The 23,203-nt window shown below is 31.9% G+C and carries 20 protein-coding genes; 6 read left to right on the top strand and 14 right to left on the bottom strand.

All coding sequences use genetic code 11. The annotated features are described in order from the left end of the window. Positions 1-53: 53 nt before the first annotated feature. The 5 genes from ACZ1JT_RS11785 to ACZ1JT_RS11765 form a co-directional block, all read right to left on the bottom strand. A complete protein-coding gene (locus ACZ1JT_RS11785; RefSeq protein ID WP_465094025.1) occupies positions 54-1,121 on the bottom strand; it encodes a porin in 1,068 nt (355 codons plus the stop codon). A gap of 9 nt (positions 1,122-1,130) precedes the next feature. Next, positions 1,131-3,071: a KUP/HAK/KT family potassium transporter gene (locus ACZ1JT_RS11780; RefSeq protein ID WP_465094024.1), complete on the bottom strand. Its 1,941-nt coding sequence runs from the start codon at positions 3,069-3,071 to the stop codon at positions 1,131-1,133. Between the two features lie 123 nt (positions 3,072-3,194). Next, positions 3,195-3,878, bottom strand: coding sequence for a response regulator (locus ACZ1JT_RS11775; RefSeq protein ID WP_465094023.1), 684 nt, complete (start codon positions 3,876-3,878; stop codon positions 3,195-3,197). Further along, positions 3,871-4,983, bottom strand: coding sequence for a sensor histidine kinase (locus ACZ1JT_RS11770; protein ID WP_465094022.1), 1,113 nt, complete (start codon positions 4,981-4,983; stop codon positions 3,871-3,873). Before ACZ1JT_RS11770 ends, ACZ1JT_RS11775 begins: the two co-directional genes overlap by 8 nt. Before the next feature lie 92 nt (positions 4,984-5,075). Beyond that, a complete protein-coding gene (locus ACZ1JT_RS11765; RefSeq protein ID WP_465094021.1) occupies positions 5,076-5,540 on the bottom strand; it encodes a nuclear transport factor 2 family protein in 465 nt (154 codons plus the stop codon). 95 nt (positions 5,541-5,635) lie between these two features. Between ACZ1JT_RS11765 and panB the strand changes: the two genes are divergently transcribed. The 6 genes from panB to ypfJ all read left to right on the top strand — a co-directional run bounded on the left by panB (position 5,636) and on the right by ypfJ (position 10,730). Beyond that, a complete protein-coding gene (gene panB / locus ACZ1JT_RS11760; RefSeq protein WP_465094020.1) occupies positions 5,636-6,454 on the top strand; it encodes a 3-methyl-2-oxobutanoate hydroxymethyltransferase in 819 nt (272 codons plus the stop codon). 113 nt (positions 6,455-6,567) lie between these two features. Beyond that, a complete protein-coding gene (locus ACZ1JT_RS11755) occupies positions 6,568-6,921 on the top strand; it encodes a four helix bundle protein (RefSeq protein ID WP_465094019.1) in 354 nt (117 codons plus the stop codon). A 27-nt stretch (positions 6,922-6,948) separates the two neighbouring features. Further along, positions 6,949-7,638, top strand: coding sequence for an RluA family pseudouridine synthase (locus ACZ1JT_RS11750; RefSeq protein ID WP_465094018.1), 690 nt, complete (start codon positions 6,949-6,951; stop codon positions 7,636-7,638). Between the two features lie 42 nt (positions 7,639-7,680). Next, a complete protein-coding gene (locus ACZ1JT_RS11745) occupies positions 7,681-9,045 on the top strand; it encodes a hypothetical protein (protein ID WP_465094017.1) in 1,365 nt (454 codons plus the stop codon). 22 nt (positions 9,046-9,067) lie between these two features. Further along, on the top strand, positions 9,068-9,856 hold the full coding sequence (locus ACZ1JT_RS11740) for a hypothetical protein (protein ID WP_465094016.1): 789 nt from the start codon (positions 9,068-9,070) through the stop codon (positions 9,854-9,856). A gap of 19 nt (positions 9,857-9,875) precedes the next feature. Next, the gene (gene ypfJ / locus ACZ1JT_RS11735) at positions 9,876-10,730 is read left to right on the top strand and encodes a KPN_02809 family neutral zinc metallopeptidase (RefSeq protein WP_465094015.1); all 855 of its coding nucleotides are present in this window, start codon (positions 9,876-9,878) and stop codon (positions 10,728-10,730) included. Positions 10,731-10,848: 118 nt separating this feature from the next. On the opposite strand, the gene ACZ1JT_RS11730 is transcribed toward ypfJ, so the two are convergent. From ACZ1JT_RS11730 to tilS, 9 genes are all read right to left on the bottom strand, one after another. Continuing rightward, a complete protein-coding gene (locus tag ACZ1JT_RS11730) occupies positions 10,849-12,387 on the bottom strand; it encodes a YifB family Mg chelatase-like AAA ATPase (RefSeq protein ID WP_465094014.1) in 1,539 nt (512 codons plus the stop codon). Between the two features lie 96 nt (positions 12,388-12,483). Continuing rightward, the gene (locus tag ACZ1JT_RS11725; protein ID WP_465094013.1) at positions 12,484-14,565 is read right to left on the bottom strand and encodes a TonB-dependent receptor domain-containing protein; all 2,082 of its coding nucleotides are present in this window, start codon (positions 14,563-14,565) and stop codon (positions 12,484-12,486) included. A gap of 17 nt (positions 14,566-14,582) precedes the next feature. After that, a complete protein-coding gene (locus ACZ1JT_RS11720) occupies positions 14,583-15,101 on the bottom strand; it encodes a hypothetical protein (protein WP_465094012.1) in 519 nt (172 codons plus the stop codon). A 2-nt stretch (positions 15,102-15,103) separates the two neighbouring features. Beyond that, positions 15,104-17,326 carry a peptidase domain-containing ABC transporter gene (locus ACZ1JT_RS11715; RefSeq protein WP_465094011.1) on the bottom strand — a complete coding sequence of 741 codons (2,223 nt, stop codon included), beginning with the start codon at positions 17,324-17,326 and terminating at the stop codon, positions 15,104-15,106. Positions 17,327-17,344: 18 nt separating this feature from the next. Then, complete coding sequence (locus tag ACZ1JT_RS11710; RefSeq protein WP_465094010.1) at positions 17,345-17,740, bottom strand: hypothetical protein; 396 nt, start codon at positions 17,738-17,740, stop codon at positions 17,345-17,347. A gap of 24 nt (positions 17,741-17,764) precedes the next feature. Further along, the gene (locus tag ACZ1JT_RS11705) at positions 17,765-19,024 is read right to left on the bottom strand and encodes a hypothetical protein (RefSeq protein ID WP_465094009.1); all 1,260 of its coding nucleotides are present in this window, start codon (positions 19,022-19,024) and stop codon (positions 17,765-17,767) included. 191 nt (positions 19,025-19,215) lie between these two features. Continuing rightward, on the bottom strand, positions 19,216-19,368 hold the full coding sequence (locus tag ACZ1JT_RS11700) for a hypothetical protein (RefSeq protein WP_465094008.1): 153 nt from the start codon (positions 19,366-19,368) through the stop codon (positions 19,216-19,218). Between the two features lie 496 nt (positions 19,369-19,864). Further along, positions 19,865-21,883: a protein-disulfide reductase DsbD family protein gene (locus ACZ1JT_RS11695; RefSeq protein WP_465094007.1), complete on the bottom strand. Its 2,019-nt coding sequence runs from the start codon at positions 21,881-21,883 to the stop codon at positions 19,865-19,867. Continuing rightward, complete coding sequence (tilS, locus tag ACZ1JT_RS11690) at positions 21,880-23,190, bottom strand: tRNA lysidine(34) synthetase TilS (RefSeq protein WP_465094006.1); 1,311 nt, start codon at positions 23,188-23,190, stop codon at positions 21,880-21,882. The genes ACZ1JT_RS11695 and tilS overlap by 4 nt, the downstream gene beginning before the upstream one ends. Positions 23,191-23,203 lie beyond the last annotated feature (13 nt).

Here is a 23,203-nt window from a genome sequence, read left to right as displayed (position 1 = left end):
TCTCATCATTGAACATAAAAAAATAAGGCTGTCCATTTTGACAGCCTTATTTTTTAGAATTCAAATGATAACGATGTTGTTACGAAAAAATTATCTTTTGAATATCCAGTTGGTGTTTTAAAAACTTCATCTTGCGCGTGCAGCCAACGTCCTTCCGTTCTAAATTTTACTCTTGAATTTGGAAGGAAATCAATGTTTAATGAATTCCCCAATGTTTTAAAATTTCCATAATCTAAAGAAACCATTACGTTTTCTTTATCTTGGTAATATTCGGCTCGATATGCTATTTGCCATTTTGGAGCTAAAGTATATTGTGTAATTAAAATTGGACTATACCAATTGGAATATCCTTCACCAGTAATACGTTTTTGAACACCATAATCAAAACCTAGTATGGTGTGCCATTTGTCTGTCCATTTGTAATCCCAATACAAGTTACTGAAATATCTAGTACGTAAAAATTCACCAATTGCTTCATCTCCCACAAAAGTACTCCAATTTAAAGTACTTCTTGAAGAACCTTTATAAGCAATTTGATTTCCAAAAGCTGGTAATGCTTTACGATTGGGTTTATTTATATGTTGCCAACCATTGTTCAAAACACCACAAAAAAACCATTTATCACTTGGTTTATAACTCAAGCGAACACCTGATAAAAAGTATGGTGAATTTTCAGCTAGAATAGAACGTGTCAGGTTTAAATTAACTGAAGAAGTTGCACTTTCGAAACCAATATGTGATGCAAAAATACCAAAATCTATACTTGTCTTTTTATCCTTATCCAAATAAGCGCCAACATAAGCTTCATTAATAATTTTAAGGTCTTCCGAAGCATAGTTATCGTCTACATAATTTCCGGCATGTACAGCAATTTTAGCGTAAAAGTTTTCATAAGTAACAAAAGTCCGAAGTAAAGCCATATTCACATTAAACTCATTGTGACGGTTATGATTGAAAAAGAAACTTTGTCTTTGCTTATCTTTTGGTCTATTGAAATCGTAATTATAATATGTTTCGATATAACCAGAAAAATCGATTTTTAATTGAGTAGAATCAGAAGTCTTCTCTTGAGAACAAATTTTCAATGAACTTATTAATGCAACGAATAATAGTTTTTTCATATTACAAATTTAATTTGATTTACGTTCCAAAACAACATTTGAAACAGGATGATATACCATGGGAACATTTTCTATAGCTACATCACTTTTATCTAATCCAAATGCTTTTTCATCGGAAATTGAAAGTCTTTTTAGTAAAAAGTATGATTTTAAAATCCAATCATGTTTAATAGAAAACTCATTTTCAACAGAAAGGAATTTTTCGATGATAACAAATTTGAAATCGGGACTTGAGTTGTATTTTGTAGAGCCATCAGGGCGAATGTGTAAATTCAACTCTTTTCGTTCTACCAATTCTTGAACTATTTTTTTGAAATACAATTCCACTCTTGGCTGAATTCTGAACCCAACATTTAAGATCAGTTTAATTACTTTATCGTCCAGAATTTCAACGACTTCGTAATTTAATGTATACGGTTCATTTGTTCTATTGATATGTAAAAACCAATAAACATCTGCCCTTTTTGGCTTTTTGGCGAAGACGGATTTAATAATTTTTTCTTCAATTTCATACATTCTATCGGCTTTAGATAAATAAATCAAATGTGTGGAATACTTCGGAATATTATCGTCTTCACTTAACTCATTAAGCAATGGTGCTTGTTCAGTAAGATTCACAAATTTTAGATATTTATTGTTAAGTTTTCGGGAATAATACCAAACATACATCACCATGAAAATGAACAACTCAAAGAATAAAAACATCCATCTTTCTTTAATTTTTACCACATTGGCTACAAAAAAAGAAATTTCTATTGTTGAAAAAATTAAAAGGATCACAGTTACCCAGCCAATTTTCACCTTTCTAATGAAGATTAGATAGTAGGCCAAAAGAAATGTTGTCATCAGCATGGCAATAGTAATGGAAAAACCATAAGCCGCTTCCATGTGAGCAGAATTTTTAAAGTACAAAATCATCATAACACAACCAATCCACAAAATCGTATTTATTGATGGAATATAAATTTGTCCTTTCAGTTCTGTTGGGTTTTTTAAAGCTACTCGTGGCCAGAAATTAAGGGAAATTGCTTCATTTATAAGTGTGTACGAACCACTAATCAATGCTTGAGATGCTATGATGGCCGCTGCAGTGGCAATAATAATTCCGAAAATAATAAACCATTCTGGCATAATGGTAAAAAAAGGATTTCTACTTCCCAAAGAAGGATTTCCTTGCGACATTAACCAAGCAGCTTGTCCTAAATAATTCATTAATAAAGAGACTTTTACAAATCCCCAAGTAATACGGATGTTCTTTCTTCCGCAGTGTCCTAAATCCGAATACAACGCTTCAGCTCCGGTTGTACAAAGGAAAACGGCTCCTAACAACCAAAATCCGTTTGGATATTCTACTAAAAGTCGGTACGCATAAACTGGATTCAACGCTTTAAAAATTTCAGGATGATGTACGATTTGCAATGCTCCTAAGACAAAAAGCATAGAAAACCAAACTACCATGGCTGGACCAAATAAACTTCCCACTTTTTGAGTTCCAAAGCGCTGAAAGAAAAACAAAGCAGAAAGAATTCCAATTACAATAGGGATAGTTGGAATGCCCGGAATAATAACATCTAAGCCTTCTACAGCAGAGGCAACTGAAATTGGTGGCGTAATAATCCCATCAGCTAAAAGGGTTGTTGCTCCTAAAATAGTAGGTATTACAAGTTTTCCTTTTCCAAACCGTTTTACTAAAGCATACAAAGAAAACACGCCTCCTTCTCCATTGTTATCTGCAGAAAGTGTTAAAAAAATATATTTGAAAGTAGTTTGAAACGTTAATGTCCAGAAAACACAGGAAATTCCACCATAAACCAGTAATTCAGATATTGGTCGGTCTCCAATTATCGACTTCATTACGTACAAAGGACTCGTTCCGATGTCACCGTAAATTATCCCGAGTGCAACAAGCAAAGAAGCAGCTGTAACTTTATTTACATTTTGAGTGCTCATTTTGATTTAAAAATTTGATTGTTAATTATTTATATTGATTTAATACTGAAAAAACAAGGCAATAAGAAAGCTGACTATGAAACTGATGTTCATAATCCTGAAGTACTATTTTATAAAATTTAATTAGCTAATGTTAAAGCGATAACCGATTCCCGATTCGGTTAAAATGTATTTCGGGCGGTTTGGATCTTTTTCTATTTTCTTTCTGAGTTGTGCAATAAAAACTCTTAAATATTGGGTTTGGTCAACATAACTTGGCCCCCAAACTTCCTTTAAAATGTATTGATGCGTTAATACCCGTCCTTCATTTTTAATCAAAATTGAAAGTAAAGTATATTCGGTGGCAGTCAGTTTTAAAACTTCATTGTCAACTTTTACGATTCTGGAAGCAAAATCTATTTGAATATTGTCCATCGTAACTATTGGCTCGCTCGAGGTTCCTGCCAAATTTCGCAATGCAGCCCTCACTCTAGCCAGCAGTTCTTGAGTTCGGAAAGGTTTGGTTAAATAATCGTTTGCGCCATTGTCTAATGCTTTAACAATTTCTTCTTCGGCACTTTTAACCGATAAAATAATAATCGGATTGTTAAACCATTCCCGAAGTTGTACCAGTACGTTTTGTCCATCATCATCCGGTAAACCCAAATCCAGAATAATTACATCTGGCGGATGACTTGCAGCCAAAAGCAATCCTTCTTTGGCATTAACGGCAAACTCCATCTTATACCCATTGGATTCCAAAGTGATTTCCAACAACTTACGAATTTGACTTTCATCGTCAATTACTAAAATGATGGTATTATTCATGGCTGATTGAATTTGTTTGCATTACTAAAGCAGGAAAAGATATGGTAAAAACAGCACCACTTCCTTCATCTTTGTTGGATACATAAATTTCTCCTTTTTGAGCTTCAACAAAGCCTTTAACTATGGAAAGTCCTAAACCTGTGCCCCCAGTTTTGGAATCTCTCAAGCGGTAAAATTTATCAAATACTTTGTCGATTTCATCTTCAGGAAAACCGTTACCATCATCTTTAATGGTTATAACACAAGTTTTCACATGCTCATCATCTCCTTCAATATTCACATCTGGGTTGTATTCAATTCCAATTTCAATTAAAGCGCCTTGAGGCGTATATTGTGAAGCGTTAAAGATCAAATTATAAACTATTTGCTCTGTTAATCCGTAATCCAGTTTAAATAAAGGAAGATAATCGGGAGTTTTTACTTTTACACGATGATGCACCAACTCTTCTCTAAGATGATTAAGAACATTGTATACTAATTCTTTTACATCACACCAATCCATTTTTGGCTGAACATATCCCGATTCCAGACGCGACATATTCAACAAATTTTCTACCTGATGATTTAAACGCAACGAAGCTTTTTCCATTTCACTTAACAATTTAGCACTGTTTTCTTCAGATATTTTAGGTTTAACCTGAAGTGTTCCAACAGCTCCCATAATGGTTGAAATAGGTGTGCGTAATTCATGTGATAACGAATCCAGTAGTGTATTGTAAAGTTTCATTGTTTGTAACTTTGCTTCTTTGGCATGTGCTAGCTGTTTAGCTTTTCTAATTTTGAATGTTAAAACAGCATTTATCAATGCGATGATAAAAAAGAGCAACAATAAAAAACCATCTTTGGCTGATTCAATGTGTAGCGTGTAATAAGGTTTTATAAAAAGAAAATCCATTAACAAAGCACTTAAAACAGCTGCCAGAAGAACAGCATATATATCAAGAAAAATTGCTAGTAGCGAAACTAAAACAAGCAACAAATATCCAATTATGGTATAATCTAAATAATTTCTGGTAAAAAGAAACAATGTCGATACAATACCAACTGAAACAATACTAAATAAGTATTGGTTTTTTTCGCGTGTATGTTGAATAAATTTTTTCAATTTCTTACGACTTAATTACAAGACAAAGTTAAGCCATAAGTTGTAAGTATTTTATAAGATAAATTATTCGAAGCATAAAGATTTTATAAAGATTATTTAGCTGATTTCCTTCTTGTATCAATAATATAGATGATCTTCCAAACGTTGGCTTCTTTATACAAAGTGAAGGCATTTACACCAGAGTGTGATAGTTTTCCGTTAACATAAAACTCATAAGGAGTCCAAGCTTGTGCCATTAAACCATCAATTTGGATGTTATAACTCAAGATTTTTTCTTCAAATTTTAAATCTTTGGGAAAATTTCCAAACGATTTATAAAACTCTGAAGCCTTTTCATCAACTAACCTACTACTTCCCCCTTTGAGTCCTTCCAATACCGATTGCAAAATCATATTTTCATGACAAACAGTTTTTATTTTCAGCGTATCTTTTGCATGAAAACCCTCAAAAAAAGTCTTAATAGAATTTTCTACGGCTTTTTTCTCAGCATTTTCATTAGTTTGAGCCTGCAATCCAGTTGCAAAACAAATGGTTAAAAGTAGAATGAGTTTTTTCATAGTTTATGGTTTTTATAATATGTACTATTTATCGGAATAATGTTACGCTATTTTGGAAATTGTAGTAATTTTACAGTTCATAAATTTTTAGAATCATGTCTGTAGCCAAAAAAGATTACAAAAGAATTACCACTAAATCATTAATTGATATGAAAACCAATGGCGAGAAAATTTCTATGCTTACGGCTTACGATTATACCATGGCAAAAATTGTGGATAGTTCGGGGGTTGATGTTATTTTGGTGGGAGATTCTGCAAGTAATGTAATGGCGGGTCATGAAACCACGCTACCTATTACTTTAGATCAAATGATTTACCACGCTTCTTCTGTTGTGCGAGCTGCAGAAAGAGCTTTAGTTGTAGTCGATTTACCTTTTGGTAGTTATCAATCCGATCCTAGAGAAGCTTTACGATCTTCTATTAGAATTATGAAAGAAAGTGGCGGCCACGCAGTAAAATTAGAAGGTGGAAAAGAAATTAAAGAAAGTATCAAGAAAATTTTAAACGCCGGTATTCCGGTTATGGGACACTTGGGTTTAACACCACAATCTATTTATAAATTTGGAACTTATACCGTTCGTGCTAAAGAAGAAGCTGAAGCTGAAAAACTTTTGGAAGATGCTAAAATGCTTGAAAAAGTAGGTTGTTTTGCTCTAGTTTTGGAGAAAATTCCAGCAGCTTTAGCCCAAAAAGTTGCCGAAAGTATTTCTATTCCAGTAATTGGAATTGGTGCCGGAAGCGGTGTTGACGGTCAGGTTTTGGTTTTGCATGACATGATTGGAATGACCCATGAATTTAGTCCGCGTTTTTTACGTCGTTATATGAATTTATATGATGATATGACAAAAGCAATTGGTCAATATGTTACCGATGTTAAGGCTGTAGATTTTCCGAATGCTAATGAGCAGTATTAATTAGATTTCTTAGACTTCTTAGAATAATTAGACCAATTAGATTTCTTAGAAAGTTGGATTCTTTTTTAGATTTTATATTTATTTTAGATTAGTTTTTATATACGCCAAACATTATGCATCAGTTTAAAGAATTAGGCATTTGGAAGAAAAGCAGAGTATTTTGTACTGACATTTATTCCATAACAGCTTCTTTCCCAAATGAAGAAAAATATGGTCTTACAAACCAATTAAGAAGAGCCTCAGTTTCAATTCCTTCAAATATTGCTGAAGGTTCTTCCAGAATTTCAAATAAGGATTTTTCAAGGTTTTTGGAGATCGCCATTGGTTCTGCGTATGAAGTCGAAACACAACTTATAATCGCTACTGATTTAGGTTTTATTGATTCTCAAAAATTAATATTACTATCCAATCAACTAACTGAAATTATAAAAATGATTTCTAAATTTCGTACCACACTAAAAATCTAAGTCAGTCTAAAATTCCAAATAGTCTAAATGAAAGAACTATCCACAAAAGACAACCTTCAAATCCTACACGAAGACAATCATATTATTGTTATCAACAAACGTGTAGGTGATATTGTTCAGGGTGATAAAACTGGCGACAAACCGCTTTCAGATGTCGTTAAAGAATACATCAAAGAAAAATACAATAAACCGGGTGAAGTATTCTTAGGTGTAGTTCACAGACTTGATAGACCCACAACAGGAATTGTTGTATTTGCTAGAACCTCTAAAGCGTTGACACGATTAAATGACTTGTTCAAAAACCGTGAAACACAAAAAACCTATTGGGCGGTAGTAAAAAATCAACCACCAAAAACCGAAGACAACCTTGTACATTTTCTAAAACGTAATCCTAAAAACAATACGTCGAAAGCGCATACTAAAGAAGTTCCAGATAGTAAAAAAGCTAGTTTAGATTATAAAATTATTAAGAAACTGGACAATTATTATGCTTTAGAAATCAATTTACATACGGGTAGACATCATCAAATACGAAGTCAGCTTTCTGCCATTGGCTGCCCTATAAAAGGGGACTTAAAATATGGTTTCGACAGAAGCAATCCCGACGGAGGCATTCATCTTCATGCAAGAAAACTTATTTTTACCCACCCCGTTACTAAAATTAACCTAGAAATTACAGCTCCTGTTCCAAACGACCCTATTTGGAAATGTATCTAAATTTTTGTTAATTTATCAATCTAAACATTTAATATTCATTTTATGAAGAAACAATTGATTGTTGCTTTTTCAGTATTGAGTTTGAGTTCATTGGCACAAGAACATTTCTCTGGAATTAATATTTCCAAACGTGGCGGACTTTTAAATGCCAGTATCAATCCTGCTGAGCTAACTAACATGAGTCGTAAATTCGATGTAAATGTATTCACAATGAGTTTAAACCTTTCAAACAATAAGATTGGTTTTAACGATTTGATGAAAGGTACAAATTTGGAAGACAAAATATTCACTGGAAGTGAACCAACTTCTGCACGATTAGACGCTTTGTTTCAAGGTCCTTCTTTTGCTATGAAATACAAAAAATGGGCTTTTGCTATTGCTTCTGCAGGAAACATCAAAGCAAATGCTATAGATGTTGATGTGAATTTTGGAAATGCTGTAACAAACTCTTTTTTAGGTACTGCCCAAATTAACTCCAATTACAATCAGCGTATGAATGCGGCCTCATGGGGTGAAATCAACTTATCTGCAGCACGTGACATTATCGAAATTGGAAACCACAAATTAAGTGCTGGGGGAACTATAAAATTATTATTTCCGGGTTCTTACATGAACATGGGGGTGGATAAATTACAAGGTGAGGTTACTAACGATATTACTACGGGAGACGTTTACCTATATAATGCAGTGGCTAATGTGAACTTTTCATATTCAGGATCGCTAGCAAACAGTTATGAAAATAGTTCGAACTATAGTAAATTATTTGCTGGTGGACTAAATGGTTTTGGAGTTGATTTTGGTTTCAACTATCAATGGAAAGAAAAAGTTCAAGAAACGGTAGATGGTGGCGATTACACTGTTGATGATTATAAGCTTAACGCTGGTTTGTCTTTTCGAAATATGGGAAGTATGACATTTAAAGATGACAATAACAATTCTTCCAACTACAAACTTAATATTCCAACCAGCAATCCTTTAAATTTATCTGATTTTGAAGGAACAGAAAGTATTGTTGATATTGAACAAACTTTAATAAATGATGGATATTTAACTAAAGAATCTTCTAACGGAGATTTTAAAGTAAAACTGCCAGCTGTTATCAATGCGTATGTGGATTATAAAATCCATAACAAATGGTCGGTATCGGCGTATATGCAACAAAAAATATCAGACGATTCTAAAAACGATTTTACAACAATCCAAAATATTTTAACCTTAACACCTCGATTCGGAGGAAAGAATTACGAATTATACTTACCACTATCAAGTAACGAAGTCTCTGGGTTTACTACCGGATTCGGATTTCGATTAGGTGGATTCTTTTTAGGCTCAGGCTCTATTGTTACAGCAGCTTTAAACGACTCTAAACAAGCTGATATCTATATGGGATTCCGTTTTGGAATTTAACATTAAACATTTAAATACATATATGTCTACAAACAATCAAAAAATTGAAAATTTAAAGAGAAACGGATATTCTCTTGATTTAGGTGAAGTTATCTCACAAAGTTTTGAAAATTTTAAAAAAATCGCAGTTAATGGTGGCTTGGTAATTTTAATTGCATCAATAGTTTTAATTGCTGTAGTTTTTGGAACCATTGGAGCTATATTCGGCTTTAGCGATTTTGCAGGTGAAATGGCGGGTTTTAAACCCACAAATCTTTCTTCAGTATACCTTATTGTTTACATTTTAGGTACAGCCATTGTAGGAGCAATTATGTATCCGTTAACCGCGGGTTTAATTCAAATGGCGCATGAAGCAGAACTGGGAAGAGATTCAAGTGTTTCAGTAGCTTTTAGTCATTTTAAATCGGTTTATTTCAAAGATCTTTTTGTAGCAGGTTTACTCTTAGGACTTGCAACAAACGCAACCACAGTGTTATTTGAATATTTATACATGAATTGGATTGGAATGCTGGTAACCTACTCGATTGCATTTTTTTCAATCTTTACCGTACAATTAATTATTTTCGAAAAAAACAAAGCAGTTGAAGCAATTGGAAACAGTTTTGCATTGGTAATTAAACAACCTTTTGTAATTTTAATAGCCATAATAGTCGCTGTAATATTTGCAATGCTTGGACTTATTGCATTGTGTATTGGAATATTCTTTACATTGCCAATATTGTATTCAACGTATTATATTTTATACCGAAATGCAGTAGGTGTAGAACAAAAAAATGAAATTGATGAAATTGGTAATTCATTCGATATATAAAAACTAAAAACAGTAAAATATGAAATGGCAAGGACGAAGAAAAAGTGATAACGTAGAAGACCGCAGAGGTGTTTCTGGTGGTCAAATAGCCATGGGTGGTGGTGTTATTGGAATAATTGTATTACTTCTAAATGTATTTGGAGGAGACAATGCCAAAATGCTTACTCCGGTCTTAGAGCAAATGCAACAAAACCAACAATCGGCTCCAACAGAACAAGTAGAGTTAACACCGGAACAAAAAGAATTAGGTGATTTTGCCGCTACAGTTTTTGCCGATACTGAAGATATTTGGCATAAAATTTTTGAAGAAAACGGGATGACATACGAAGAGCCTAAAATGGTTTTATTTACCGGTCAGGTTCAAACAGCTTGTGGTGGTGCAAGTTCTGCCTCTGGACCGTTTTATTGCCCAGGTGACAAAAAAGTATACATGGACTTAGATTTCTTCGAAGAATTACGAACTCGATTTGGAGCTAAAGGTGGTGACTTCGCCATAGCATATGTAATTGCACACGAAGTTGGACACCATGTTCAAACACTTTTAGGAACATCGGGAAAAGTAAGGCAATTACAATCTGGTAAAAGTGAAGCAGAAGCCAATAAGTTATCGGTATGTTTAGAATTACAAGCCGATTTCTATGCAGGATTATGGGCACATTACAATCAAAAATATATTGAAGCTGGCGACATTGATGAGGCTTTAAGTGCTGCCAATGCCGTTGGTGATGATGCTATTCAAAGTAAAATGCAAGGTCACGTAGTACCCGAATCGTTTACACACGGAACATCTGAACAACGAATTAAATGGTTTACACGCGGTTATAAAAGCGGTGATATAAAACTCGGCGATACTTTTGCTGAAGAACTCAACTAAATTTGCTTAGACTTTTTTAGATAAAAAGAGGCTACTACATTTTGTAACAGCCTCTTTTCTTTTATCAATCAAATTCAAATACTGATTACCGCCCAATTATCAATAAAATGAACACTGATTACTCCCCCAACCAACCTTCCCTATCAAGGCTTCTGTACTGTATAGCTTCAGAAATATGATTGGAATTTACGGTTAGGGAACCTTCCAAATCTGCAATAGTTCGAGATACTTTTAAAATTCTGTCGTAGGCTCTTGCCGATAAATTTAAACGTTCCATAGCCGTTTTTAAAAGAGCCAAAGAATCGGAATCCAATTCGCAATGTTTTCTAATATGTTTTGTGGTCATTTGAGCATTATAATGAATGCCTTCAATTTCTTTAAAACGTACCGATTGTATTTCTCGAGCGTTGGAAACCCTTTTTCGAATTTCAGAGCTGCTTTCTCCGTTTCGGGTATCGGATAATTTTTCAAACGGAACTGGAGTTACTTCAATATGAATATCTATTCTATCCAATAACGGACCTGATATTTTACTCAAATAGCGTTGCATCTCTGCAGGTGTAGAACTAACTGGAGCATTCGGATCGTTAAAATAGCCACCCGGACTCGGATTCATACTTGCCACCAACATAAAAGAGGATGGATATGTAATAGTAAATTTAGCTCTGGAAATTGTTACCTCTCTATCCTCCAAGGGTTGACGCATAACTTCCAGTACTTCTCGTTTAAATTCGGGTAATTCATCTAAAAAAAGTACACCATTATGAGCCAATGAAATTTCTCCGGGTTGTGGATAACTCCCCCCTCCTACCAATGCCGCACTTGAAGCCGAATGATGCGGGCAACGAAACGGACGTTGATTCATTAATCCAACTTCTTTGACCTTACCGGCAACACTATGAATTTTTGTAGTTTCTAGAGCTTCTTTTAGCGTCATGGGTGGCAAAATACTTGGCAAACGTTTTGCCAACATGGTTTTACCAGCACCTGGAGGCCCTATTAAAATGATATTATGGCCACCTGCTGCGGCAATTTCCATGCAACGCTTAATAGATTCTTGACCGCGAACTTCTGCAAAATCAAATTCGGGAAAATCTAACGTTTTATAAAACTCTTCACGGGTATTGATGATAGTTGGTTGCAAATCGCCTTTATTCTCAAAAAAATGAATTATTTCAATTACATTTTCAATACCATAAACTTCTAAATCGGATACAATAGCAGCTTCTTTAGCATTTACTTTTGGAAGAAAAAAACCTTTATAGCCTTCTTCTTTAGCTTTAATTGCAATGGGAAGAGCGCCTTTAATGGGTTGCAAACCACCATCAAGAGATAATTCACCCATGATAATATACTTTCCAACCTCTTCTGATTTGATTTGTCCTGTTGCGGCTAATATTCCGATGGCAATGGTTAAGTCGTAAGCAGAACCTTCTTTGCGCAGATCGGCTGGAGCCATATTAATGATTATCTTTTTAACCGGTAAGCTATAACCATTATTTTTAAGTGCTGCAGCTATACGATAGCTACTTTCTTTTATCGCATTATCTGGCAATCCTACCAAATGATAACCAACTCCTTTTTCGATATTTACTTCAACCGTAATTGTTGTGGCATCAACCCCAAAAACGGCGCTTCCAAATACTTTTGTTAACATGGCGTATAATTAATATTAATAGGTCAAAACTGTTACTATAATAACTTTATACTCTACATAGAATAAATAAAAATCCAGTAAATCTTGGCATTTTATTTACTTAGTAATAATCTCTTCATTAGTATTAACGGGTATAATGTTTTCCTCTTTAGCAACTTTATTTTTTGTTGGAAATTTATACGTTAATGAAAAACCTATGCGTCTTGAATCGTATTTATTATTATATACATAATCAGTACCTAATCCCGTAATATTTCTATAATTTGTATTAAATACATCATTAAAATAAAGCGAAAGTGACAAGTTATTTGATAAGAATTTTTTAGAAACGTTAAGATTTAACTGCTCGTTTAAGCGGTTATTGGCAATATAGTAATAGAAATAATTCCCTCCCGATGTACTTGTATTATAGTTAGCAGTAAAATTTATATCTTTTGGTAATATAATCTGCATCATTGTATTGAAGTTCCAATATCCTTTAGTAGTAATTCCTTCGATATTGTTTTTTTGATAATCCGTATAAAAATATATGAAATTTATTTTGTCAGGATTAAAGTCAAATTCTAGTGTTTTCTTTAAACCTTTAGTGAATATCATAAAAGGAATGGGTAACCCAAAATTAAAATTTTGAACTTTAACTTTAGGAATATTTACAGAAGCATTTGCTACGCCATTACTGGTTTCTATTATTCGTGTTGCAATTTGATTATTCGCTTGGCTAATTGAATATCCAATTGTAAAATATTCCAAAGCACTAAATTTTATTTCAAAGTTATTATAGATCGTTGGATTTAAGTTAGGGTTTCCAAAAAAGGTAACATTTTGATTTTGGTAGTTTGTATTATTAGGATTAAGAGATGAAGTATTGGGCAAACTTATTTTTTTATTATAGTTCGTATTAATAAAAATATCATTTGAGAAATTATATTGAAAAGTTGCGTTTGGAAAGAAACGAATTTGTTTAAATGTATTTAATGCGTTTGTGTCTGTATTTCCAAAAATCTCATAGGATTCTACTCTTCCTCCTAAAATAAAATTGAATGATTTATAGGTTGATTGAATTTCTGAATAGGATGCAAATGTATTTCGTGTATAATCGAGATTTGTAATGTTAAAATTTTCAGCTTTAAAATCTAATCTGTCAGCTAATAGGCCGACACTAAACTTTGAGTTATCTAAAAATTTGAATTCATTTGAAAAATCTGTTTTAAATTGATAAAAATTATAATTTGAAACGTTATCTAAAACGGCTTGATTATTACTTCTCGAATTTAAAATATAATTACTGTTACTATTGTTATAATTAAAACTGAAATTTAATTTTTTGGAAATATTTTCAAATCTTTTTTGGTATATAAGAATTACATCATTAAAGTTTCTTTTATTCTTGCTATAATCATTTGAAGAAAAATTATAACCAAAAGCATCAAGATAAGAGGAATTATTACCTGTATTTAAATCGTAATTTAAAAGTAGTCGGTCTTTTTTTAAATTTAATTTCAAGCCTGTTTTTATGAAATACAATCTGTTTACCTTGTCGGAATAATTGTCGGAAATTAATTGACTACTTGATTTAAATAAATCGGTTTGATACTTCTCACTATAACTTTGCCCTAATTGCACTTGCCAACCAAATAATTTATTTTTAGCATTTATTAAAATACTATTATTGAATCTGTGCCTCGATTTGTCATACTTAGTATATCCATAACCACTCGAATAGGTTGATGTAATGTATTTTTTTGCACTCTTTGATGTGATGATATTGATTATGGCATTACCTGAAGTAGCCGGAAATTCTGCCCCTGGTTGAGTAATAATTTCTATTTTTTCAATTGTATTTGCAGGTAAACTTTCAACAAAAGTGTTTAATTCATCTGAGTACATATTTAATGGCCTTCCATCCATATATACTTCCAGCTGTTTCCCTTGGTACAACATACCAGCTACATCTGAAATTATTAATCCTGGAATCTTTTTTAGCCCTTCCATTAATGTGCCCGAATTTAAATAACTCTGACTTGAAAAATCGTAAATTATTCTATCCGCTTTTTGCTCTACAGCTTTTTTTCCAACTTTAATAATCAAATCATTCATCTGCTTTACATTCATTGTATCAACCTGAGAATAAAGAAAATGCATGATTAATAATGCTATAAGTGTTATAAGGTATTTCATGATTAAAAATTAATAGCTCAATTATGATATGAGTTTTCGTGGCAAAATTTGTTAAATGATTTTACAATACTGTGATAATGTGGCGATGATAATTTTATTATTATACCGATATAATCTAATTTATATTCCTGATGATTTAGTATAAAATGTTCATTGGTTAAGAAAATAAATTCAGAATTTTTATTTGCATTTCTATAGAGCCTTCTAAATAATTTCAACCTGCTTTTTGCTCTGTGTGAAAAACTGTTTTTTTCAAACTCATTATTAATATAAAATAATATTCCATCATTATTAGGCAGATTGAAGTATTGCAATAGAAAATCTAAAATTGTACTTCTAACTTGATAGTCCGTTTCGATGGGATAATCCCTATCAAATATTGAAAAACGAAAAATATCGAGGCTTTTCATTGTATTATTTTCTGTCTGATAGTTAGCCGTAGATTTATTTAATTCAATTGAATAAGAAATTCCATATTGAGTGTCGAATGTATATTCATTTTCACTTAATCTTACTAATTCGTAGGTATTATTCATTATTAAGCTAACTCTAACTGATTATTTATTAAATCATAATATGCACCTTCTTTCAAAACAAGTTCTTTGTGATTACCTACTTCCATAACTTTACCCGAATCTAGTACAACAATATTATCTGCATTTTTTACAGTGCTTAATCTATGGGCAATAATTACTACGGTTCTATCTTTATAAAATTCCATCAAATTATTATGTATTCTTTTTTCTGTTTTAGCATCTAAAGCTGATGTTGCTTCATCTAAAAAAAGATATTTAGGATTTTTATAGACAGCACGAGCAATTAATATTCTTTGCTTTTGCCCAGTTGACAAATTATTCCCTAAACTGCCAATTATCGTTTTATGCTTTTGCGGAAGCGAATTTACAAAATCAAATATACAAGCCACTTTTAAAGCGTTATTAAGTTTTTCTATATCTACATTCTCTTCATTGGTTATAATATTTCGCTCTATTGTTTCAGAAAATATAAAACCATCTTGCAAAACAGTACCAATATTCTCTCTTAAATGCTTTGGTGATAATGATAGAATGTCATCTCCATTAAAATAGATTTCCCCTACAGTTGGCTCATAAAACCGCAAAAGAATTTTTATAAGAGTTGTTTTTCCACTACCACTATGCCCTACTATAGCAGTTACTTTTGAATCTGGAATTGTTAAATTGACATTATCTAAAACTAACGATGACTGAATATTTTCATAAGAAAATGACAGATTCTTAATTTCAATACCTTCACTTCTTTTAGTATTTAATTGAATATCAGAACTCTTTTCTTCTTGCTCTTGTGTTGAAATTTCTGCAAGTCTTGTATAACTTAATTTTGCTTCTTGAAGTTTTTTTATAAATGAAACCAGTTGTGATATTGGACTATTCATCTCTCCAATTATGTAGGAAATACTCAACAATGTTCCTAAGGACATCTCATTTTTTATGACCAGTATTGCTACAAAATAAGTTACAACAATATTCTTTAATTGGTTTATAAATTGATATCCAAAAACTTGTATTTGATCTATTTTAAGGGATTTTATATTTAATAAAAGTAGCTCATTCTGAGTTTCTTTCCATTTATTTAGCTTAAAATTTTCAAGTTGAAAAAGCTTAATATCCCTAATACCACTAAAAATTTCAAAAACAGATTCTTGGTTTTGTGATTTTAATTGAAATTCCCAAAAGTCAAGAACTCTCTTTTTACGAATCCAATATATTGACCATAAAATTCCAACAAGAGTAAATGAGAAGTAAATAAATAGGGTCTGAATATTAAAATAAGCTAAAACAATAAAAAAAACGACAAAAGAAAATATAGAGAAAAATGTCACTATACTTTCGGAAGTTATTAATCGCTCAATTCTCTCATTGTCAATTACTCTTTGATTCAAATCTCCTATCATATGATTATCAAAATTTTTCATAGGAAGCTTGACTAATTTTGAAATAAAATCTGAAATAAAATTGATGTTTACATAAGTCCCAATGTAAAGCGTGAACCAATTTCTAAATACATTTATTATCATTGAACCTAAAAAAAGGCTTAATTGAGCTATGAGTATTAATGTAATTACATTTAAATTTTTATGATTAATTCCTTTATCGATCAATGCTCTTGTTAGGAAAGGAAAAATTAATGTAATTAGTGAGCCTAAAAACACTAGAAAAGTTAACGTAAAAAACTTTTTTTTATATGGCTTTAAAAGTGGCAATAACTCTTTGAAATTGTACTTTTTTTTAGCTTCAACTGAAATACTTTCAAAACTTGAACTAGGTTCAAAAAAAGCTATTATTCCTTTATCATTTTGACCAAGCCAACCTTTAATAAAATCAGTTTCACTTAGTTTAACATAGCCAATTCTTGGATCCATTATTTGAAATAGTTTTTCATTTTTTTTTGAAACTATAACTTGAGTCAAAACAACAAAATGATTTTGCTCCCAATGAATTATACAAGGGAAAAGTTTGATTTTTTGAGTTAAAACCTCTAGTGTAATTTTACTAGAAAAAGCTTCAAAACCAATAACTTCACTAGCATTTAAAATCCCTGATAATGTAACTCCCCTTTTAGATAAATAACAAAGTTCACGCAAATATTGTAACGAATACATTTTACCATATACCCCAGAAATAAAAGCAAGACAAGCAGGACCGCAATCCATGGAATCCAATTGTCTTACGGGTTTTGGTCTTGAGAATAAAGCTTTATTTTTTTTTATATGTTTATACATTAATAAATGGGAAAAGCCTTATTTCACTAATTCGGTAATTTCTGAAGTAATTTTTTTTAACTTTTCAAAAACTTCATCATTGATTTCATTACTCTTGTTTTTGAATTCTATTTTTAATGAATTTTTCTTTAGCTCAACATAGAACTGATCATTAGAATTGTTCACAGTTTTATTTTTTGTCCAGACTGCTTTATTTTTTGAAAGTTCAATGTTCTCAAAATATTTGTTCAATAGTGTCATTACAGAATCATGGTGCTTTTTTTTAAATGTGACACTACAATTATAATCACTATTACCATAAGACTGAACTAACATATAATTCTTAGTACTTACAATGTTTGAATCGTTATTTTGGGCAAAAGAAATTGATGCGAATAATAACGAGATCATTATTACGAGTGTTTTTAATTTCATAATTATTAGTTTTAAATGTTTAGATTAATTAACAATTCTTATTCCTCTATGCTTATATAGGATTGATATGATATACAAAAAAGCTTCTTCTGGAATACGTATTTCTTTGATTAGTTGGTCTATTTCTATTAATTCTTCGTTATTTAATTTAACTAATAAGCTTTCAAAATCATCAAAATATTTAATCCTAATTCTAGTACCGCGCACAAAAATGTTTAATTTTTCATTTTTATAATTCTCATGTATAATCTTAAAAGGCATAGAAAGTTCAATAGTTTTGCCTTTAAAAAAATTATAATCTGCACTGTCAATTTTGTTTTCTATTGGCAAGTTTGACCAATACCCGTTACTAATGAGTGACTTTTTAAAATCTAAATATATTTTTTTTAGAAAATCATCTAAAGTAGACTCTTCTTCTAGGATGCTTTTTATCAATATTTGCTTGAAATACTCATACGTATCATCATTATTGTCATAATCTATTTGAGGTGGAATTATTTTCCTGTCTTTTGGTATAAATTGAGTTATAAAATGCTCAAGTATCTTTTTTGAGTATGTATAGTTATCAGTACTTTGAAACCAGAGAGACACTCCAATTGATATTTCTTCTGTATACCCTACATGATTTACAAACCATGGCATATAAAAAATATCTCTTTCACCAAAATCGAACTTTTTAGAATATTCTAATATTGGTTCAATATTTTTATTGTTTAAAACATTTTCATCTACTAAATTACCATAGGTTTCTTCATCCCAAATGTACATTTGCTTTCTTCCAGGTCCGAGATGAAAATGTAAGACATTTTCTCCAGGATGATCTTTGTGTATGCCTAGCGGAGTCCAGCCATAATTACCGATAAATACAGTAATTTCATTACCTAATGGTGGCAATCCGGCAAGATCAAATAACGGCTTCATCATTTTGAAGATCTTTGAAGCTAATTGTTCTGAAAAAGCTTCATTATTATTCATTATTATGCCAAACTTTTTATCAAAAATCCTTTTACAATAATCCACAATATCTTCATTATTCTTTGGAGGATTTTTTGATAAATAATCAATAGTATAATTTTTGTTTAACTCTTCACCTTCAAAATACAATCTAAAACCTTTGTCAAGGAATTTATCGTTTATTCTCTTATATAAAGCTTCAGTAACACCTTCATATAAAGCATTCTTATCTTCGATGCAAAATGAATCTTTTAAAACACAAGTGTTGTTAAAGTTTTCGTTCTTATCTATAAATTCTAACCAAAATTTTTCATCAAGATATTTTTTCATTTCTAACCTATTAAAAAAGCTTTATAATAATCTGAAAAATCCACCTTTAAACTAATTCTATTAGGTTGGATTCAATTAATTTTCTGTATCAACTCTTCCTTACTATACCATAGTATTAATTCATTATCATTTACTATAAATAAGGAAATAAAGACCAAATGCAAAATTCACATTTGGTCTTTTTAAAATGATTAGTTATTGGTTTGATTTATCGTACCGTCATCTTCATTTTTTTGCTTAATCTTTTGTTTCGCCTCAGCTTGGCCACCTTGGATAGCACCTTGCTCAAGTTTTGACAATTCTTCAACCTCTAAAAACTTTTTAATTTCTTCTACTTTTTTCATTTTATAGAATTATTATTCGCCGTTATGCGGGCAGACTTAACACATAACTTTGATATTAATAAATATTTAAACAATCTGCCTTTTCTTCTAAATTCAAACTCAATTAGTAATCGAACATCAAAATCAACGAATTTTTAGATTTTTCATTAACTTCAGTTTCTCAAAAGCAAATAATAAATGGGTCTAGAGTCGTTTTAAAATATAAACTGCTTCATGAAAATTTGTAATAACCCCGATCATAATTACCCTGCAAACTTAGAAATCAATCAAAAGCCACATGTGAGGTTTTTCCTCAATAAATGTTAAAAAAACTAGCTAATACTATGATAGCATCAAATGAAGAAAATTCAAATTCAGATATTAACGACTTATTTAAAAAAAAATCTTGCAAACGAAATTATAGACCAGCATAAATTTTAGTGATGCTGAAAGAGCTGTAAAAAACAAAACCCGCAACAAAATTGTTACGGGTTTCATTTATATTATGTGGGTCAAACTATTTCTTAAATTTCGAAATACCAGACAATAACCAAGTTTTATATTCTTCTACATCGGGTGTATAACCAACAGGTTTGTTCAAATCATTACCATCCGAATCTAAAACAACATAATAAGGTTGTGCATTGATATTGTAACGTTCAATTTGAAAATCACGCCATTTTTTTCCAATGGTTGTAACTTCTTGATTCGTTTTTTTAGATATGTATTGTTCCTCTTTAGGCAAATCACGTTGATCATCACCGTACAAAGAAATTAGAATTACATCGTTTTTAAGAATTGATAGAATTTCGGGCTTAGACCAAACATTTTCTTCCATTCTTCTACAATTAGCACAAGCATGACCAGTAAAATCTAACAACACAGGCTTATTCTGACTCTTAGCATAGGCTAAACCTTTATCATAATCTGTAAAAGCAACAATTCCGTGTGGTCCTTTTTTAGCACCATCGGGTAGTTTACTCTCATTTGAACCAGAACCCAGTCCTAGTCCACCACTATTCTCACTATATTCTAACGGAGGAGTGTAACCACTTAATATCTTTAAAGGCGCACCAAATAAACCAGGAACTAAATAAATTGTAAATGTTGTAACCAATAATGCTAGTAATAATCTACCTACCGAAATATGCGTTAACGGACTATCATGCGGCAATGAAATTTTTCCGAATAAATACACTGCCCACGCACCAAAAACTGCAATCCAGATTGCTAAAAACACTTCTCGTTCCAACAAATGCAATTGTAGAACTAGGTCGGCATTGGATAAAAATTTAAAAGCAAAAGCCAATTCTAAAAAACCTAGCGAAACTTTAACTGTATTTAACCAACCTCCCGATTTTGGCAACGAATTCATCCATCCTGGAAACATGGCAAAAAGCATAAACGGTAAAGCAATGGCAGAAGAAAACCCGAACATACCAACAACAGGGCCAATTCCTCCGCTTTTCGCAGCTTCTCCTAACAATGTTCCAACAATAGGTCCTGTACATGAAAATGAAACAATAGCTAATGCTAATGCCATAAATAATATTCCAACGAAACCACCTCTATCGGCCTGACGATCGATTTTATTAGCCCATGAGTTGGGTAGTACAATTTCGAAAGCTCCTAAAAAAGATATCGCAAAAACTATTAGAATTACAAAGAATATTAAGTTAAACCAAACGTTGGTTGATAATGCATTTAAAGCGTCAATACCGAAAATGGCAGAAACCAATAAACCTAATCCAACATAAATCAAAATAATTGATATACCGTAGTAAAACGAATTTCGAATACCTTCGGCTCTGTTTTTACTTTGTTTAGTAAAGAAACTTACCGTCATTGGTATCATTGGAAAAACACATGGAGTAAGCAATGCCGCAAATCCTCCTAAAAATGACAAAAAGAAAATCATCCACAAACCTTTCTTTTCTTCTTTCTTCTCTATTGGCATTTCTGAAGGAGTAGTAACCGCTTCTTTTATCTTAGTAGTTGACGTAGTATCTGAAAGTGTTGTAGTTTCTTGAGAAGTTGTAGCTGCGGAAGTAGTTTTAGGTGCAACTGTCTCAGAAGCTTTAACAACCATTGCTGGCAATTTAAAGTTTAAATTTGCTTCTTCTTGGATACACGATTCTTTACAAACCTGATATTCAATATGTGCTGAAATCGACTTTACATTTGGATTAGTTATTTTAACCGTTTGCTTGAATTGTGCTTTGCCTTCAAACATATATTCGTCTACTTCGAAAATATCGCTGTACACTTTTTTATACGGACTCTCCTTGGTTTTCCCAACTAACTCGTAATTTCCTTTAGCATCTTTATATTTAAAAACACTAGGTAACGAGCCTCCATCGGGGGTAAATTGAGAAAACATATGCCATTCATGCTCAATTGTAGCATCAAAAACCAAAACGAATTCGGTATCAGATTTTTTTTCGACCGAAGTTTTCCAATTAACCTTATTTGAAATTTGTGCTTGTGTACTTAAAAAAGCAAAAAACAATACGACTAGGGCAGTTACTTTTTTCATTTCAATAATTCAAATTTTATAATAGTTTGTGTTGTTTCTGATACTGAAAACCTTCTATCTGCTCTTTTTCCGGTAACCCAAACGATTTCATTTTCGGAACATAAGAGCCAAACATTATCTTTATCAATCAACGAAAGTTTTTCATCTTTAAAATACTTACTTATTTTCTTTTTTCCGTCCATTCCGAAAGGGTAAAAATAATCACCTTCTTGCCATTTACGAAATACCAGCGGAAACTTTAACGTATCTTTATCAACAAAGATAATTTCTGAACTTCCGGTAGCTGTAACATTTGTTACATACGAGATTTTCATACGGAACGGATGTTCAATTTGAGTTTGATTTTCCTCAACAGAATAAATTACAGATTCATTACTAGAAAGTGCATCCAAAATAAGTACTTCCCTATCTTTAAGCAAGCGGTAGTTTTCGGCAAAAATCTGCTTTCCAGATTGCGCATCCACTAAATCGTAAATATCCTGCCAAGCTGTAAATCCGTATGGTTTCAACCATTGGTACAAATACGCCTGATAATTAGTCAATTCCTTTAATTTGATTAGATCAATTCGTTTTTCAAAATCGGAATCTTCCACTACATTTTGATAAACTAGCTTTGAAGCATCTTCCACCATGGATTGTGCCTGCTGCAAATTTTCCAATGTTTGCTGAAAGGAATTCAGAAAACTCGGATTCAGTTCTTTTAAAACAGGAAGAATATCGTGACGCAATTTATTTCGTAAATATTTATCCGAGGCATTGCTGGAATCTTCGCGCCATGGGATGGCATTTTCTTTGGCATAGCTTTCAATTTCTTCTCGGGAAAAAGCCAACAACGGACGAACTATCTTACCATTAATTTGCGGAATACCGGTTAAGCCCTCCAGTCCTGTTCCTCTTGTGAAATTGATTAAAAAAGTTTCGGCAGCATCATCCAAATGATGTGCAGTTAACAAATAATCAAAGCCTTCTTTTTCTAAAATTTCATTAAACCAATCATATCGAAGTTGACGAGCAGCTATCTGAATAGATTGTTTATGTAAATCAGCGTATTCTTTTGTATTAAAATATTTTACATAACATTTTATATCTAAATTACCACAGCTTGTTTTTACAAAAGTTTCGTCTCCGTCACTCTCTGTACCACGCAAATTAAAATTGCAATGTGCCACAGCAACATCAAAATTTAATTGTTTGAAAAGATATAATAAAACCATACTGTCAACCCCACCACTAACCGCAAGCAGCAACTTTTTACCCTTCAAAAAAGGAAGAGTAGCGTCAATATGATTTTGGAGTTTTAAAAGCATAGCCAAATGTATG

Source organism: Flavobacterium sp. IC2-16 (assembly GCF_055521455.1).
The sequence above is the reverse complement of the archived record's forward strand: the minus strand, read 5'-3'. Positions and strand labels throughout refer to the sequence as shown.

What these genes read in the sequence shown, in the direction of transcription:
- ACZ1JT_RS11785 (WP_465094025.1), bottom strand. Translation starts at nt 1,121, where the DNA reads ATGAAAAAACTATTATTCGTTGCATTAATAAGTTCATTGAAAATTTGT.
- ACZ1JT_RS11780 (WP_465094024.1), bottom strand. Translation starts at nt 3,071, where the DNA reads ATGAGCACTCAAAATGTAAATAAAGTTACAGCTGCTTCTTTGCTTGTT.
- ACZ1JT_RS11775 (WP_465094023.1), bottom strand. Translation starts at nt 3,878, where the DNA reads ATGAATAATACCATCATTTTAGTAATTGACGATGAAAGTCAAATTCGT.
- ACZ1JT_RS11765 (WP_465094021.1), bottom strand. Translation starts at nt 5,540, where the DNA reads ATGAAAAAACTCATTCTACTTTTAACCATTTGTTTTGCAACTGGATTG.
- panB (WP_465094020.1), top strand. Translation starts at nt 5,636, where the DNA reads ATGTCTGTAGCCAAAAAAGATTACAAAAGAATTACCACTAAATCATTA.
- ACZ1JT_RS11755 (WP_465094019.1), top strand. Translation starts at nt 6,568, where the DNA reads ATGCATCAGTTTAAAGAATTAGGCATTTGGAAGAAAAGCAGAGTATTT.
- ACZ1JT_RS11750 (WP_465094018.1), top strand. Translation starts at nt 6,949, where the DNA reads ATGAAAGAACTATCCACAAAAGACAACCTTCAAATCCTACACGAAGAC.
- ACZ1JT_RS11745 (WP_465094017.1), top strand. Translation starts at nt 7,681, where the DNA reads ATGAAGAAACAATTGATTGTTGCTTTTTCAGTATTGAGTTTGAGTTCA.
- ACZ1JT_RS11740 (WP_465094016.1), top strand. Translation starts at nt 9,068, where the DNA reads ATGTCTACAAACAATCAAAAAATTGAAAATTTAAAGAGAAACGGATAT.
- ypfJ (WP_465094015.1), top strand. Translation starts at nt 9,876, where the DNA reads ATGAAATGGCAAGGACGAAGAAAAAGTGATAACGTAGAAGACCGCAGA.
- ACZ1JT_RS11730 (WP_465094014.1), bottom strand. Translation starts at nt 12,387, where the DNA reads ATGTTAACAAAAGTATTTGGAAGCGCCGTTTTTGGGGTTGATGCCACA.
- ACZ1JT_RS11725 (WP_465094013.1), bottom strand. Translation starts at nt 14,565, where the DNA reads ATGAAATACCTTATAACACTTATAGCATTATTAATCATGCATTTTCTT.
- ACZ1JT_RS11720 (WP_465094012.1), bottom strand. Translation starts at nt 15,101, where the DNA reads ATGAATAATACCTACGAATTAGTAAGATTAAGTGAAAATGAATATACA.
- ACZ1JT_RS11715 (WP_465094011.1), bottom strand. Translation starts at nt 17,326, where the DNA reads ATGTATAAACATATAAAAAAAAATAAAGCTTTATTCTCAAGACCAAAA.
- ACZ1JT_RS11710 (WP_465094010.1), bottom strand. Translation starts at nt 17,740, where the DNA reads ATGAAATTAAAAACACTCGTAATAATGATCTCGTTATTATTCGCATCA.
- ACZ1JT_RS11705 (WP_465094009.1), bottom strand. Translation starts at nt 19,024, where the DNA reads ATGAAAAAATATCTTGATGAAAAATTTTGGTTAGAATTTATAGATAAG.
- ACZ1JT_RS11700 (WP_465094008.1), bottom strand. Translation starts at nt 19,368, where the DNA reads ATGAAAAAAGTAGAAGAAATTAAAAAGTTTTTAGAGGTTGAAGAATTG.
- ACZ1JT_RS11695 (WP_465094007.1), bottom strand. Translation starts at nt 21,883, where the DNA reads ATGAAAAAAGTAACTGCCCTAGTCGTATTGTTTTTTGCTTTTTTAAGT.
- tilS (WP_465094006.1), bottom strand. Translation starts at nt 23,190, where the DNA reads ATGCTTTTAAAACTCCAAAATCATATTGACGCTACTCTTCCTTTTTTG.